Source organism: Streptomyces sp. NPDC013187 (assembly GCF_042899705.1).
Classification (GTDB): Bacteria; Actinomycetota; Actinomycetes; order Streptomycetales; family Streptomycetaceae; genus Streptomyces; species Streptomyces hawaiiensis_A.
This window is the reverse complement of sequence record NZ_JBIBAF010000005.1, coordinates 429094-443207: the sequence shown is the minus strand read 5'-3', so window position 1 is coordinate 443207 and position 14114 is coordinate 429094. Positions and strand designations below refer to the sequence as shown.

The window sequence follows — 14114 nt, the reverse complement described above, 5'->3', positions numbered from 1 at the left end:
ATGGCCCATATGGCACTCACCGTCGGCTTCGACCTCGACATGACCCTCATCGACTCCCGGCCCGGCATCCGCGCCTGCTACCAGGCGCTGTCCGAGCGCACGGGCACGTACATCGACGCCGACCTGGCGGTCACGCGGCTCGGGCCGCCGCTGGCCGAGGAGCTGATCCACTGGTTCCCGGCCGAGGAGATCGCGGCCATGGCTGACCTGTACCGGGAGATGTACCCGACGATCGCCATCGGCACCACCCCGGCCCTGACCGGTGCCCGGGAGGCCATCGCGGCCGTACGGGAGGCCGGCGGACGCGCGATAGTCGTGACCGCCAAGTACGAGCCCAACGCCAAACTGCACCTCGCCCACCTCGGCATCGAGCCCGACGCCGTCATCGGCGACCTGTGGGCCGAGCAGAAGGCGGAGGCCCTGCGCGAGCACGACGCGGGCGTCTACGTCGGCGACCACGTCGGGGACGTCCGCGGCGCCCGTGCCGCCGGGGCCCTCTCTGTCGCGGTGGCCACCGGCCCCTGCCCGCCGGAGGAACTGCGCGCGGCGGGCGCGGACGTCGTCCTCACCGATCTGACCGAATTCCCGCGGTGGCTTTCGGGCTACCGTCCCGCACGCGCCTGACGGCGTCCCGCCGCCACGGAACGCAGCACTCCCGCGCCGGCCATCAGGAATCCGACGGCCATGAGCATGCTCAATCCGAACATGTACGTCGGAAAGGGAGTCGTCCCGAGCAACAGCGGGGCGACCGTGACCAGTGTGGCGAGGGCGCCGATGAAGAACACGACGGCTCCGGCCCGGACCAGGCGGTCACCGGGAGCGGCGGAATTCGTTTGGGTTTTGTCACGCACCCGACCAGGGTAGTTCCCAGCGCGAAGGAACAACCGGGTGACGTCTTGTCACCCGCTGCAAGAGCATTAGCCTGGGTACCGGCGGGTCCGTACGGCCCGCCCGAGTGCTATCAAGAGCCGTTTCCAGAAGCAGTTTTCCGACGAGTACGAGGACGAGGACAGACGTGCCTACCGGCAAGGTCAAGTGGTTCAACAGCGAGAAGGGCTTCGGCTTTCTCTCCCGTGACGACGGCGGCGACGTCTTCGTCCATTCCTCGGTCCTCCCCGCCGGAGTCGAGACGCTCAAGCCGGGTCAGCGCGTGGAGTTCGGTGTCGTCGCCGGACAGCGCGGCGACCAGGCACTGTCCCTGGCGATCCTGGACCCGACCCCGTCCGTCGCCGCCGCGACCCGCAAGAAGCCGGACGAGCTGGCCTCCATCGTCCAGGACCTGACGACGCTGCTGGAGAACATCACGCCCATGCTGGAGCGGGGCCGGTACCCCGAGAAGACCGCGGGCAAGAAGATCGCCGGCCTGCTGCGCGCGGTCGCCGACCAGCTGGACGTCTGAGCCCCGGGAAAGACGTCCGACCTTCAGGGAAAACGCAGCGCGTCCGGGCCGAGGGGCGGTACGAGCCCTTCGGCCGCCGCGCGGGTGAGCAGCCCGCGCACGGCCGCGTAGCCGTCCTCGCCGAGTTCCGCGGTGAACTCGTTGACGTACAGCCCGATGTGCTGGTCGGCGACGGACGGGTCCATCTCCTGGGCGTGCTCCATGACGTACGGCCGGGACACCTCGGGGTCGTCCCAGGCGGCGCGCACGGACGTCCGGATGGAGTCGGCGAGCAGCCGCAGCTTCTGCTCGCCCAGCGACCGCTTGGCGATGATCGCGCCCAGCGGGATCGGCAGCCCGGTGGTGTGCTCCCAGTGCTCGCCCATGTCGGCGAGCTTGTGCAGCCCGTAGGTGCGGTACGTGAAGCGGGCCTCATGGATGACGAGGCCCGCGTCGACCTTGCCGTCCCGCACGGCCGGCATGATCTCGTGGAACGGCATGACGACGATCTCGCCGACCCCGCCGTCCAGCGTGTCCGCGGCCCACAGCCGGAACAGCAGATAGGCGGTCGACTTCTCGCTGGGCACGGCGACGGTCCGCCCGGCCAGGTCGACACCCGCCTCCCGCGTCAGCACCAGCGGCCCGCAGCCCCGCCCCAGCGCGCCCCCGCAGGGCAGCAGGGCGTAGTCGTCGAGGACGTAGGGCAGCACCGCGTACGACACCTTCAGCACGTCGAACTCGCCGCGCTCGGCCATGCCGTTGGTGACGTCGATGTCGGCGAAGGTCACGTCGAGGGCGGGGGCACCCGGCACGCGGTCATGGGCCAGGGCGTCGAAGACGAAGGTGTCGTTCGGGCAGGGCGAGTAGGCGATCTGCAGCTGCTCAACTGTCATGCCGGTTCCAACTCTCCAGTACGGGCGTGAGCTTCCCGAACCCCTCGGTCAAGGCTGACAGAGCCTCCGGGATGCGCCAGGCGGCGCGGTCCCGCGGCCCGACGGGATTGGAGATCGCCCGGATCTCCAGCACGGGCACCCCCTGCGCGGCGGCGGCCTCGGCGACCCCGAAGCCCTCCATGGCCTCGGCGAGGGCGGTGGGGTGCCGCTCCCGCAGCGCGGCGGCCCGGGCGGCCGTCCCGGTGACGGTCGACACCGTGAGCACGGCCCCGGTCCGGGCCCCGGCGGCGTCGGCGACCCGCCGTACGAGATCCACGGGCGGCTGATGCCTGACGGTGCCGAAACCGAGTTCGGTGACCGGCACGAACCCGTCCTCGGTCTCCGCCCCCAGATCGGCCGCGACGATCCCGTCGGCGACGACCAGCGACCCCAGCGGCGCCCCGGGCTGGAACCCGCCCCCGATCCCGGCGGACACGACGAGACCGTAGGGCTCGCCCCGCAGGGCGGCGGCGGTGAGCGCGGAGGCGGTGGAGGCAGCCGCGAGAGCGGGCCCGACACCGACGGCGATCACCTCGATGCCGGTGTCACCGGGGCAAGCCCTGGTTACCGCGTCCCGCTCCACGGGAACGGCGGTGGCGACCAGCACCCGGCCGAGCCCAGCCGCAGCGATCAGGCGTCCTTCTTGAGCTTGAAGTTCCAGAGCCCGGACGCGTCCTTGTCGCCCTCCTTGATGGAGACGAGCGTCGAGTTGCCCTGCGCGCCGTACTGGGCGTTGAAGAACACGCTGCCCGGGATCGTGCGGTAGGTCTTCGTGCTGGAGTCGGTCAGCGGCTGACCGTTCATCAGGATCGTCCAGCCCTTGTCGGCGATCTCGGGGTCGACACCGAAGCGCACCGTCTCGTCGGGGTCGACGGAGATGCTCTTGATGCCCTTGCCCTTCAGGCACCCGGCGAGATCGGACTGCTTCAGGGCGTCGCCCTCGCCACCGCAGGTGGCCTCGGAGTTCACCGAGTCGCTGCCCACGGTGACCGTGGCCATCGGCGTCGGCTTGTCACAGGCCGACAGGACGAGCAGTCCGGCGGATACGACGCCGGCGACGGCGACGGCGCGGCGGCGTCGCACAACGGATTGCAGCGTGTTCATGGGCGAAGGCTATCGGGCCCGCCGGTCGCACCGCCCACGCGGGGTACGGCTCCCGCACAGTTCCATCAGAAGGGCCCTACGCCACCCGCGCCCGCCCCGGGCTTCCGCGCCGGGCCGAGTCGATCAGCCCCCGCACGGTCGTCAGCCACCCGATACCGACGATCGCGGCACCCACCGCCAGCCCGGCCGTGCCGTTGAGCGGCATCGCGATGCCGATCGCGCCGCCCAGCACCCAGGACATCTGCAACAGCGTCTCGGAGCGGGCGAAGGCCGACGTACGGACGAGTTCGGGCACGTCCCGCTGGATCAGCGCGTCCAGGGAGAGCTTGGCCAGGGCCTGCGCGAACCCGGCGATCGCGGCCAGACCGGCCACCAGGACCGCGCCGAAGAACACCGCCGCCGTGATCGCCGCGCCCGCCACGCCCGCCACGACCGTCACGATGATGATCTCCGGGGCCCGGGAGCGCAGCCACGCCCCGACGGCCGTACCGAGCGCGTTGCCCACGCCCGCCGAGACGCCCACTATCCCCAGGGACACGGCGGCGCTCTGGCCGGAGACCGGGTGCTCGCGCAGCAGGAACGCCAGGAAGAAGATCAGGAACCCGGTCAGGCAGCGGATGGCGGCGTTGGCGGCCAGCGCGTGCGTGACGGCCGGGCCGACCGTGCGCAGCCCGGGCCGCTTGACCGGCTGCCGGTGCGGCCCGTGCAGGTGCTGCTCGTCCGCCGCCAGCAGGGCGCGGTCCTCGCCCTTGGCGGAGTCGACCTTCGGCGGCAGCGTGAACGACAGGATCGTCCCCGCCACGAACAGCACGAAGGCGCCGTACAGGGGGTAGCGCGGCCCGATCTGCTGGAGTCCGGCGCCGATGGGCGCGGCGATCCCGGTGGCGAGGAGGCCGCCGAGGGTGACCCGCGAGTTGGCCTTCACCAGGGAGAACCGCGGCGGCAGCAGCCGGGGCACGACGGCACTTCTGACCACGCCGTACGCCTTCGACGAGACGAGGACGCCGAGCGCGGCCGGGTACAGCTCCAGGCCGCCGCTGACGACCGCGCCGGACAGCACGATCGCGAGCAGCGCCCGGGCCAGCATCGCGCCCGCCATCGCGGCGCGGCGGCCGTGCGGGAGACGGTCGAGGAGGGGGCCGATGACGGGTGCGAGGAGGGTGAAGGGCGCCATCGTGATGGCGAGGTAGAGCGCGACCCGCCCGCGTGCCTCGTCGGTGGGCACCGAGAAGAAGACGGTGGAGGCCAGGGCGACCGTGATCATGACGTCACCGGCGCCGTTCACCCCGTGCAGTTCGATCAGCTTGCCGAGGCCGGACTCGCCGGCGCCGTGCGCGTGGGTGGCCTTGCGGATGCCGCGGGCCGTGCCGGTCACCGGGAAGTGCAGGGCACGGCCGACCGAGCGGAAGAAGCCGCCCACACGGCCCGGTCCGCCCGGTCGGATACTTCCCTTGGCCCCTTTCGACCCACCGGTCCCGGTGGCGCTCGGGGGTGTCTTCGCGGCTGCCACGACGTCATAGTGCCCCGATAAGGCCGTGGGTAGTGCCATTACCGCTTGTATAGGGCCTGTGGGGTGACTGTCCGGGGCGGCGGCCCGGGGTCCGGTGGGCGGCACAACAGGACCGTCGGTGTACGCGGCGTGGGGCGGAAGGGTAGCGTGCGTATCTCAGCCATCCCGCAAAATGGATGAAGGACGTCGACGCGGTCCCCCGGTCCGCTCCGTCCGCCCCCCGCGCCGGGAGTGGCGCACTCGTGAGACGGCGTATGGAGAGAAGCGATACCTGTGAGCGCAGCGACAACGCGAAGCCGCACCCCTGACCGTCTGTGCGCAGAGGCCGTCGACCTCGCACGCGCCGCAGCCGAGGAGGCCGCCGCGCCAGGAATCGTCGGCGAGCACGTGGGAGTGGTCTCCGAGGGGGACCGCGTTGTCACGCACTTCTTCGAGTGCCGGGAGCTCGGGTACCGGGGCTGGCGCTGGGCTGTGACGGTGGCCCGGGCCTCCCGGGCGAAGATCGTCACGGTGGACGAGGCGGCGCTGCTGCCCGGACCGGACGCGGTGCTGGCGCCCGAGTGGGTGCCGTGGAGCGAGCGGCTGCGTCCCGGCGACATGGGGCCGGGCGACCTGCTGCCCACCGACGCCGAGGACCTGCGCCTGGAGCCGGGCTACTCGGGCGAGGACGAGCCGGCGCCGAACGTCCCGGTCTCCCACGAGATGGCCGACCTGGTCGAGGCGGAGGACGCGGACGTCACCACAGGATCCGCCTCCGGCTTCACGGTGGCCCCCTCGCGTGGGTCGATCCCGGCGGTCGCCGAGGAACTGGGCATGCGCCGGGCCCGCGTCCTGTCCCGCTACGGCCTGCACAGCGCGGCCGACCGCTGGGAGGAGGCGTTCGGCCCCAAGACCCCCATGGCCCAGTCGGCCCCCGCCGCCTGCGTCAGCTGCGGCTTCCTCGTCCCCATCGGCGGCTCCCTCGGCCAGGCCTTCGGCGCCTGCGCCAACGAGTTCTCCCCGGCCGACGGCCGCCTGGTCTCCCTCGCCTACGGCTGCGGCGGCCACTCCGAGGCCGCGGTCATGCCCCGCCCGCCCCAGCCGCCCGCCCCGGTCATCGACGAGACCCGGGTCGACCCGTTCCCGCTGCGCCCGGCCCCCGACTCGGGCTCGGTGCCTCCGGCGGCGGACGCGGACACGGAGGAACTGGGGCACTCTTAGCGGCCGGCCGCGCACACGTCCTTCACACCACCGCACGCCCGGCCGCCCGCGCCGGGCGGGCGCACGCCGTCCGCTCCCCAAGCGGTACCTTCTCCTCACGTCCACGAGGACGTCCACGAGGAGAAGGAACGGAACGTGAGCAGCAAGTTCGTGCGGCCCGCCGCCGAGGGGGCCGATCCGTTCGGTACCGCCCGTCTGCGGCGCGGTGTCCTCGACGCCTGGGCCACCAGCCCCGCCCGGTTCCGTGAGGACGCCAACGCCGAGGAGGACCTGGTTCTCGGCGGCTACCGGGACCGGCTCGTCGTGGAACTCGCCCAGAACGCGGCCGACGCCGCCGCCCGGGCCGGAGTACCGGGGCGGCTGCGGCTCACCCTGCGCGACGACGTGCTCGTCGCCGCCAACACCGGCGCCCCGCTGGACGCGGCCGGGGTCGAGTCGCTGTCCACACTGCGGGCGTCGGCCAAGCGGAACACCGGGGACACCTCCTCCGTGGGGCGGTTCGGAGTCGGGTTCGCCGCCGTGCTGTCCGTCACCGACGAGCCCGCCGTCGTCGGCCGGCACGGCGGTGTGCGGTGGTCGCTGGCCGAGGCCAGAGCACTGGCCGCCGAGACCGCCCGGCACAGCCCCGGCCTCGGGGACGAGGTCCGGCGCCGGGACGGGCACGTACCCCTGCTGCGGCTGCCGTACGCCGCCGAGGGAACCGCCCCCGCCCCCTACGACACCGCCGTCATCCTGCCGCTGCGGGACAACCCGGCCGCCGATCTCGCCGAGCGACTCCTGCGGGCCGTCGACGACGCCCTGCTGCTCACCCTCCCCGGACTCGAAGAGCTGGTCGTCGAGATCAACGGGGAGAGCCCGCGCACCCTCACCCGCCGCGCCGACGGTGCCTTCACCGTCGTCGACGACTCCGCCCACGGCGTCACCCACTGGCGCACCGCCGCCGCCCACGGCCCCCTCACCCCCGGTCTCCTCGCCGACCGGCCGGTCGAGGAGCGGCTGCGGCCCCACTGGTCCGTCACCTGGGCCGTGCCCGTGGACAGCGACGGCAGCCCGGCCCGGCCCCGCACCGACGCCGTCGTGCACGCCCCCACCCCGAGCGACGAGCCGCTCGGCGTCCCGGCCCTGCTCATCGCCTCGTTCCCGCTGGACTCCACCCGCCGGCACGCCGCCCCCGGCCCGCTGACCGACTTCCTCGTCGAGCGCGCGGCCGACGCCTACGCCGAACTCCTCGGCGGCTGGCGGCCGGTGACGTCCGGGATCATCGACCTCGTGCCGGGCCCGCTCGGCAAGGGCGAACTGGACGGCGCCCTGCGCCAGGCGATCCTGCAACGGCTGCCGCGGACCTCTTTCCTGCCGCCCGCGCTCCCGCCCCGCGAGGACGACGAGCTGCCGGAAACCCTGCGGCCGCGGGACGCCGAGGTCGTCGAGAGCGCGGGCGCGGACACCGTGCGGGTGCTCGCCGAGGTGCTCCCCACTCTGCTGCCCGCCGGTCTGGAGCGCCGCGCCGAGCTGCGGACCCTGGGCGTCGCCCGCGTCCCGCTGACCGACGCGATCGACCGGCTGGCCGGTCTGGAGAAGGAACCCGGCTGGTGGCGGCGGCTCTACGACAGCCTGGCCGGCATCGACCCGGACCGCCTGTCGGGGCTCCCGGTCCCGCTGGCCGACGGCCGTACGACCATCGGGCCCCGGCAGGTCCTGCTGCCCGGCGTGGAAACCGCCCGGGTCGACCCCGAGGTGCTGGCCCGGCTCGGCCTCAAGGTCGCCCACCCGGACGCCGCCCACCCCCTCCTGGAGAAGCTCGGCGCCCTGCCCGCGACCCCGCGGGCCGTCCTCACCACCCCGCAGGTCCGGGCCGCCGTCGCCGCGTCCCTGGACGACGACGGCGGGGTGAACTGGGAGGAGGACACTCTCGACGCCGACGAACTGGCCGACACCGTGCTCGCCCTGGTGCGGGACGCCGCCCTGGAGCCCGGTGACGAGCCCTGGCTGGGCGCGCTCGCCCTGCCCGACGAGGACGGCGAACCGGCCCCGGCGTGCGAACTCGTCTTCCCCGGCGGCCCGTTCGCCCAGGTCATGCGCGAGGGTGAACTCGCCTTCGTGGACGCCGAACTGGCCGGGAAGTGGGGTGAGCAGCCGCTCGCCGCCTGCGGTGTCCTGGTGGACTTCGCGATCGTCCGCGCCACCGACGTCGTCCTCGACCCGGACGAACTGGACCCCCGCGAAGGCGACTTCGCCGAGCCCGACGACCCGGGCCTGCTGGACGCCGTGGACGTGTGGTGCGAGGACGTCCTCGACCGCTTCCCGGACAGCCCGGTGCCGCCGGTCGCCACCGAGATCGTCGCCGTACGGGACCTTGACCTCGTGGACGAGGACAAGTGGGCGCAGGCGCTGGCACTGCTGTCCCGGCCGCCGCTCAGGGACGCCATCGTGCAGCCCGTGCGGATCCTGCTGCCGGACGGGACGCACGAGGTCGTCCGGCCGTACACCGCCTGGTGGCTGCGCGGGAACCCGGTGCTCGACGGCCGCCGCCCGGCCGGACTGCGGGCCGCCGGTGGTGATCCGCTGCTGCGCGGGCTGTACGACGAGGCCGACGCCACCGGCTTCGAGGACGAGCAGGTGCTGCGGGCGCTGGGGGTGCGGACGTCCGTCGCCGCGCTGCTGGACGAGCCCGGCGGTGCCGCCGAGCTGCTCGACCGGCTCGCCGACCCCGAGCGGGAGGTGACGGGCGCGCAACTGCACGCCCTGTACGGGGCGCTGGCCGGTCTGGACCCCGAGCAGGTGACCCTGCCGGACGATCTGCGGGCGGTCGTCGACGGCCGGGTGGAGGTCGTGGACGCGGCCGACGCCGTGGTGTGCGACTCGCCCGACCTGCTGCCGTTCACCGAGGGTGTGCCGCTGCTTCCCGTACGCCCGTCACGCGCCGCCGAGCTGGCCGAACTGTTCCAGGTGCGGCGGCTGAGCGAGTCGGTCACCGGGGAGGTCACCTCCGAGGGCACCGAGCACGACGTACCGGAGCCGGTGCGGGTGCTGCTCGGCCGGCAGACCCCGTCCTCCTACGTCGAGCACGAGGAACTCGTCGTCGACGGCGTGGAGATCGACTGGCGGCTCACCGACGACGGCGTCCTGCACGCCGCGACCCTGGAAGGCGTCGCCGCGGGGCTCGCCTGGGCGGCGGGACAGTGGCCGCGGCGGTTCGAGGTGGCGGCACTGCTGGAGGACCCGTCCCGCACGGACGAACTGGCGCGGGACCGGTGGTTCGACTGAGCCGGTGGTGCGACCGAGCCGGTGGTGAGGCCGAGCCGGTGGTGCGACCGAGCCGGTGGTGCGACCGAGCCGGTGGTGAGGTGCGGCTGGGGCGACGTATGGCAGTCGGTGAAAACTCCCGCACATTTTTTTCACCTGTCGTACAACCATGCGTATCGCTGAGCTATCTGATCACGTGAGTCAACAGACTCCACGATCACTTGGGCCCCGAGAGCCGACGACGAGCACCGGGGCCCCTCTCCACCTGGAGAACGCATGCGTATCCGAGCCACCGTGGCCGCCGTCACCGGCGCCCTGGCCCTTTCCGCCCTCGCCGTCCCGGCCGCGCAGGCCGCGGAGCCGAAGGTTCCCGCGGACATCGCCGCCGCGAGCGAGGTCCTCCACGCCGACTCCGGCCGGTCGGCCTTCACCGGCGCCGTGGACGGCGAGGCGATCGCCCTGAACGCGACCTTCTCCTCGGTCAAGGTCAACAACGGCAAGAACATCGCCGTGGGCACCACCAACGTGGTCAAGGTCCCCGTGTCCTTCACGCTGACCCACGGCCAGGAAGTGGACATCCACGCCGCGGACTTCTTCGCGGGCGTCGAGCTGTACCGCGGTGCCTCGTTCGAGGAGACGGCCTTCTTCTTCGACAGCAACGACGCGACCTGCACGGACTCCTCCGCGACCGTCGCCAGCTGCAAGGCCACCGTCGAGATCGACCCGTTCGCGCTGCTGAACGAGGACGCCGGCTCCTGGAAGGCGGCCGCGTTCGCGGTCGCGTTCAACGGTGAGGACCCGGAGAACCCGAACCTGGACAACGTGGGTGTCGCGGTGAAGGACCCGACCAACTCCTTCAAGCTCCAGCGCTACTCCAAGCTGACGGTCAACGCCTCGCCCGAGCCGGTGAAGAAGGGCAAGACCATCACGGTCACCGGCAAGCTGTCCCGGGCCAACTGGGACGACAACAAGTACCACGGTTACACCAACCAGTCGGTGAAGCTGCAGTTCCGCAAGAAGGGCAGCGACACCTACACCACCCTCAAGACCATCAAGTCCAACAGCACGGGTGAGCTGAAGACCACCGTCACGGCCTCGACGGACGGCTACTTCCGCTACTCCTTCGCGGGCACCACGACCACCCCGGCGGTCAACGCCGCGGGTGACTTCGTCGACGTGCAGTAACACCGCCGCAGCGCGACACCGCCGGTCCCGGAGCCATGCCGGGGCCGGCGGCGCCGTCTCCACGCCGTGCATATGCCACGAGCGCGTCAAACGTTGCGGATGACACGGCAAAACCCGGTCCGCGCCTACAACCCCCCCAGGGGCTCGTGAATCTGATCATCCGAGTCAGTCAGACTCCTAGCTCACTTCTCCTCCTGGGGAACACATGCACATGCGAGCCACCGTGGCCGCCGTCTCCGGCGCCCTGGCCCTTTCCGCCCTCGTCGTTCCGGCCGCGCAGGCCGCCGACGCCCCCTCCGGCAAGCAGGCCTTCAGCTCCGCCGCGGCAGACGCGGGCACAAGCACCACCGCGTCGACCCTCGACGTCACCTTCTCCGACGTGAAGGTCAACAGCGGCAAGAACATAGTCGTCGGCACCACCAACGTGGTGAGCGTGCCGGTCACCTACTCCGTGACCCACGCCGCCGACCTCGACACCGGCTCCGACAACTTCGCCACCGGTCCGCTGATCTACCACGGCTCCTCGGTCGACACCGCGGACAACCTCCTCATCAGCGACGACCCGGCCACCTGCACCGCCGCCTCCACGACGGTCCTCAACTGCAAGGGCGTCATCAGCATCCGCCCGGCCGACGGCGACCTGTTCAACTCCGACGCCGGCACCTGGGGCGCCGGTGCCCTCGCGGTCACCAGCGACGACCAGGAGAAGATGCAGGGCGGCCTGGGCACCACCAAGGTGCAGCGCTACTCCAAGCTGACGGTCAACGCCGGCCCCGAGCCCGTCTACAAGGGCAAGACCATCACGTCCACCGGCAAGCTGTCCCGCGCCAACTGGGAGGACAACGCCTACCACGGCTACACCAACCAGCCGGTCAAGCTCCAGTTCCGCAAGGCGGGCACCAGCACGTACACCACGGTCAAGACCGTGACCTCCGACAATTACGGCAACGTGAAGGCCACCGCCACCGCCGCCTACGACGGCTACTGGCGCTTCAGCTTCGCCGGCACGACGACCACCCCGGCCGTCAACGCCACGGGCGACTACGTCGACGTGAAGTAGGGCGCGCCCCCAGGGGCGCGGGGAACTGCGCGACCGGCCACGTACGGCTCGCGGACGGAACTCGGCGGGAATCCCCCTGGCCCGAGCCGAGCGCTAAGCGGGAAAGCGGCGGTCCACCCACCTCCACAAGACCTCCAGGGTGGCCGCCGCGACCACGGCGATGCCGACGGCGATCCACGGCATCGTCATCCCCACCAGCTTCAGCGCGAAGAAGTGCTGCAGCCACGGCACGACCAGCACCACCAGGAACGCCCCGGCCATCGAGGCGACCAGGGCGACCCGCCACCAGGTGTACGGGCGGGCGATGATCGCCAGCACCCACATCGAGATGAGGAACAGCGTGAGCGTCGCCGCGCTGGTCTCCGCGTCCAGCGCCCCCGCCCCCGTGTAGTGCTCCCGGGCGATCAGATACGTCGCGAAGGTCGCCAGCGCCGCCACGACCCCGCCCGGGATCGCGTACCGCATGACCCGCCGCACGAAGTTCGGCTTCGCCCGCTCCCTGTTGGGCGCGAGCGCGAGGAAGAACGCCGGGATGCCGATGGTCAGCGTCGACAGCAGGGTCAGGTGGCGCGGCAGGAACGGGTACTCCACCTGCGAGCACACCACCAGCACGGCCAGCAGCACCGAGTAGACCGTCTTGACGAGGAACAGCGTCGCCACCCGCGTGATGTTGCCGATGACCCGGCGCCCCTCCGCGACCACCGACGGCAGTGTGGCGAAGCTGTTGTTCAGCAGCACGATCTGCGCGACCGCCCGGGTCGCCTCCGAGCCGGAGCCCATCGCCACGCCGATGTCGGCGTCCTTCAGGGCGAGTACGTCGTTCACCCCGTCGCCCGTCATCGCGACCGTGTGCCCGCGGGACTGCAACGCGCCCACCATGTTCCGCTTCTGCTGCGGGGTGACCCGCCCGAACACCGTCCCGCCGTCGAGGGCGTCGGCCATCCCCTCCCGCTCGGCGGGCAGCCGCCGCGCGTCCAGGGTGCTGCCCGACAGCCCGAGCTTGGCGGCGACCGCGCCGACCGACACCGCGTTGTCGCCGGAGATGACCTTGGCCCGGACGTTCTGGTCGGCGAAGTAGCGCAGGGTGTCGGCGGCGTCCGGCCGCAGCCGCTGCTCCAGCACGACCAGGGCGACGGGCTTCGCCCCCCTCGCCACCTCGGGATCGTCCAGGTCCCGCGCGACGCGGACGAGCAGCAGCACCCTGAGGCCCTGCTCGTTCAGCCGCCCGGTCTCGGCCAGGGCCGGGTCGTCCTCCGCCAGCAGCACGTCGGGCGCGCCCAGCAGCCACCGGCCGGACTGCCCGTCGCCCTCGTCGAACGCGGCGCCGCTGTACTTGCGGGCGGAGGAGAACGGCAGGGCCTCGGTGCAGCGCCAGCCCTCCACGGCCGGGTAGGCGTCGATGATCGCCTTCAGGGAGGCGTTCGGCCGCGGGTCCGACTCGCCGAGCGCACCGAGCACCTTGCGCACGTACGTCTCGTCGGCGCCCTGCAGCGGCCGCAGCTCGGTGACGTCCATGCCGCCCTCGGTGAGGGTGCCGGTCTTGTCGAGGCAGACCGTGTCGACCCGGGCCAGCCCCTCGATCGCCGGCAGCTCCTGGACCAGGCACTGCTTGCGGCCGAGCCGGATCACGCCGATCGCGAAGGCGACCGAGGTGAGCAGGACGAGGCCTTCGGGGACCATCGGGACGATGCCGCCGACCGTGCGGGCGACGGAGTCGTCGAAGGCGTTCTCCTTCACGAACAGCTGGCTGACGACCAGGCCGATCGCGGTCGGGACCATCATCCACGTGACGTACTTGAGGATCGTGGAGATGCCCGAGCGCAGCTCGGACTGGACGAGGGTGAAGCGGGAGGCCTCCTCGGCGAGCTGGGCGGCATAGGCCTCGCGGCCGACCTTCGTCGCCTGGAAGGCTCCGCCGCCCGCCACCACGAAGCTGCCCGACATGACCTGGTCGCCGGGCTCTTTCACGACCGGGTCGGCCTCGCCGGTGAGCAGCGACTCGTCGATCTCAAGACCGTCCGCCTCGACACAGACGCCGTCGACGACGACCTTGTCCCCGGGCCCGATCTCGATCAGGTCGTCCAGCACGATCTCGGACGTGCTGACCTGCCCGGCCGTCCCGTCGCGGCGCACGGTCGGCCTGACCTCGCCGATCAGCGCGAGCGAGTCCAGCGTCTTCTTCGCCCGCCACTCCTGGACGATCCCGATGCCGGTGTTGGCGAGGATCACGAACCCGAACAGGCTGTCCTGGATCGGGGCGACCACCAGCATGATCAGCCACAGCACGCCGATGATCGCGTTGAAGCGGGTGAAGACGTTGGCCCGGACGATGTCGACGGTGGAGCGGCTGCTGCGCACCGGCACGTCGTTGACCTGCCCGCGCTCCACCCGTTCGGCGACCTGAGCGGCGGTCAGGCCGGTCTCGCGGGAGGTGACCGTCGCCGGCCGCGCGGAGTCGGGCCGGGCACCCGCGTCGAGATGCGTCATGCATTCGACGGTACG

The 14114-nt window shown here is 72.1% G+C and carries 12 protein-coding genes; 6 read left to right on the top strand and 6 right to left on the bottom strand.

The features are described 5' to 3' along the window. Complete coding sequence (locus tag ACFY5B_RS13230) at nucleotides 1-624, top strand: HAD family hydrolase (protein WP_389968405.1); 624 nt, start codon at nucleotides 1-3, stop codon at nucleotides 622-624. Here ACFY5B_RS13230 and ACFY5B_RS13225 read toward each other — a convergent pair. Continuing rightward, complete coding sequence (locus ACFY5B_RS13225) at nucleotides 603-851, bottom strand: hypothetical protein (protein WP_053672617.1); 249 nt, start codon at nucleotides 849-851, stop codon at nucleotides 603-605. The two genes, ACFY5B_RS13230 and ACFY5B_RS13225, sit on opposite strands and share 22 nt — an antisense overlap. A gap of 164 nt (nucleotides 852-1015) precedes the next feature. Between ACFY5B_RS13225 and ACFY5B_RS13220 the strand changes: the two genes are divergently transcribed. After that, the gene (locus ACFY5B_RS13220; protein WP_003991106.1) at nucleotides 1016-1399 is read left to right on the top strand and encodes a cold-shock protein; all 384 of its coding nucleotides are present in this window, start codon (nucleotides 1016-1018) and stop codon (nucleotides 1397-1399) included. 23 nt (nucleotides 1400-1422) lie between these two features. Here ACFY5B_RS13220 and ACFY5B_RS13215 read toward each other — a convergent pair whose 3' ends face one another. The 4 genes from ACFY5B_RS13215 to ACFY5B_RS13200 form a co-directional block, all read right to left on the bottom strand. Then, a complete protein-coding gene (locus ACFY5B_RS13215; protein WP_389968403.1) occupies nucleotides 1423-2271 on the bottom strand; it encodes a 1,4-dihydroxy-6-naphthoate synthase in 849 nt (282 codons plus the stop codon). Continuing rightward, a complete protein-coding gene (locus ACFY5B_RS13210; RefSeq protein ID WP_389968401.1) occupies nucleotides 2261-2917 on the bottom strand; it encodes a futalosine hydrolase in 657 nt (218 codons plus the stop codon). The genes ACFY5B_RS13215 and ACFY5B_RS13210 overlap by 11 nt, the downstream gene beginning before the upstream one ends. Nucleotides 2918-2940: 23 nt before the next feature. Further along, complete coding sequence (locus ACFY5B_RS13205; protein ID WP_389968400.1) at nucleotides 2941-3414, bottom strand: DUF2771 domain-containing protein; 474 nt, start codon at nucleotides 3412-3414, stop codon at nucleotides 2941-2943. 76 nt (nucleotides 3415-3490) lie between these two features. After that, on the bottom strand, nucleotides 3491-4924 hold the full coding sequence (locus ACFY5B_RS13200; protein ID WP_389968398.1) for an MFS transporter: 1434 nt from the start codon (nucleotides 4922-4924) through the stop codon (nucleotides 3491-3493). Nucleotides 4925-5197: 273 nt separating this feature from the next. On the opposite strand from ACFY5B_RS13200, the gene ACFY5B_RS13195 reads away from it, so the two are divergent. From ACFY5B_RS13195 to ACFY5B_RS13180, 4 genes are all read left to right on the top strand, one after another. Continuing rightward, entirely contained in the window at nucleotides 5198-6124 is a 927-nt protein-coding gene (locus tag ACFY5B_RS13195) for a DUF3027 domain-containing protein (RefSeq protein ID WP_389968396.1), read from the top strand. Nucleotides 6125-6259: 135 nt separating this feature from the next. After that, nucleotides 6260-9388 carry a sacsin N-terminal ATP-binding-like domain-containing protein gene (locus ACFY5B_RS13190; protein WP_389968394.1) on the top strand — a complete coding sequence of 1043 codons (3129 nt, stop codon included), beginning with the start codon at nucleotides 6260-6262 and terminating at the stop codon, nucleotides 9386-9388. A 255-nt stretch (nucleotides 9389-9643) separates the two neighbouring features. Further along, nucleotides 9644-10552, top strand: a complete 909-nt coding sequence (locus ACFY5B_RS13185; RefSeq protein ID WP_389968392.1) for a hypothetical protein — start codon at nucleotides 9644-9646, stop codon at nucleotides 10550-10552. A gap of 205 nt (nucleotides 10553-10757) precedes the next feature. Further along, nucleotides 10758-11612: a hypothetical protein gene (locus tag ACFY5B_RS13180; RefSeq protein ID WP_389968390.1), complete on the top strand. Its 855-nt coding sequence runs from the start codon at nucleotides 10758-10760 to the stop codon at nucleotides 11610-11612. Nucleotides 11613-11705: 93 nt separating this feature from the next. On the opposite strand, the gene ACFY5B_RS13175 is transcribed toward ACFY5B_RS13180, so the two are convergent. After that, on the bottom strand, nucleotides 11706-14099 hold the full coding sequence (locus ACFY5B_RS13175) for an HAD-IC family P-type ATPase (protein WP_389968388.1): 2394 nt from the start codon (nucleotides 14097-14099) through the stop codon (nucleotides 11706-11708). Nucleotides 14100-14114: the final 15 nt, after the last annotated feature.

What these genes read in the sequence shown, in the direction of transcription:
- ACFY5B_RS13230 (WP_389968405.1), top strand. Translation starts at nt 1, where the DNA reads ATGGCCCATATGGCACTCACCGTCGGCTTCGACCTCGACATGACCCTC.
- ACFY5B_RS13215 (WP_389968403.1), bottom strand. Translation starts at nt 2,271, where the DNA reads ATGACAGTTGAGCAGCTGCAGATCGCCTACTCGCCCTGCCCGAACGAC.
- ACFY5B_RS13205 (WP_389968400.1), bottom strand. Translation starts at nt 3,414, where the DNA reads ATGAACACGCTGCAATCCGTTGTGCGACGCCGCCGCGCCGTCGCCGTC.
- ACFY5B_RS13185 (WP_389968392.1), top strand. Translation starts at nt 9,644, where the DNA reads ATGCGTATCCGAGCCACCGTGGCCGCCGTCACCGGCGCCCTGGCCCTT.
- ACFY5B_RS13180 (WP_389968390.1), top strand. Translation starts at nt 10,758, where the DNA reads ATGCACATGCGAGCCACCGTGGCCGCCGTCTCCGGCGCCCTGGCCCTT.
- ACFY5B_RS13175 (WP_389968388.1), bottom strand. Translation starts at nt 14,099, where the DNA reads ATGACGCATCTCGACGCGGGTGCCCGGCCCGACTCCGCGCGGCCGGCG.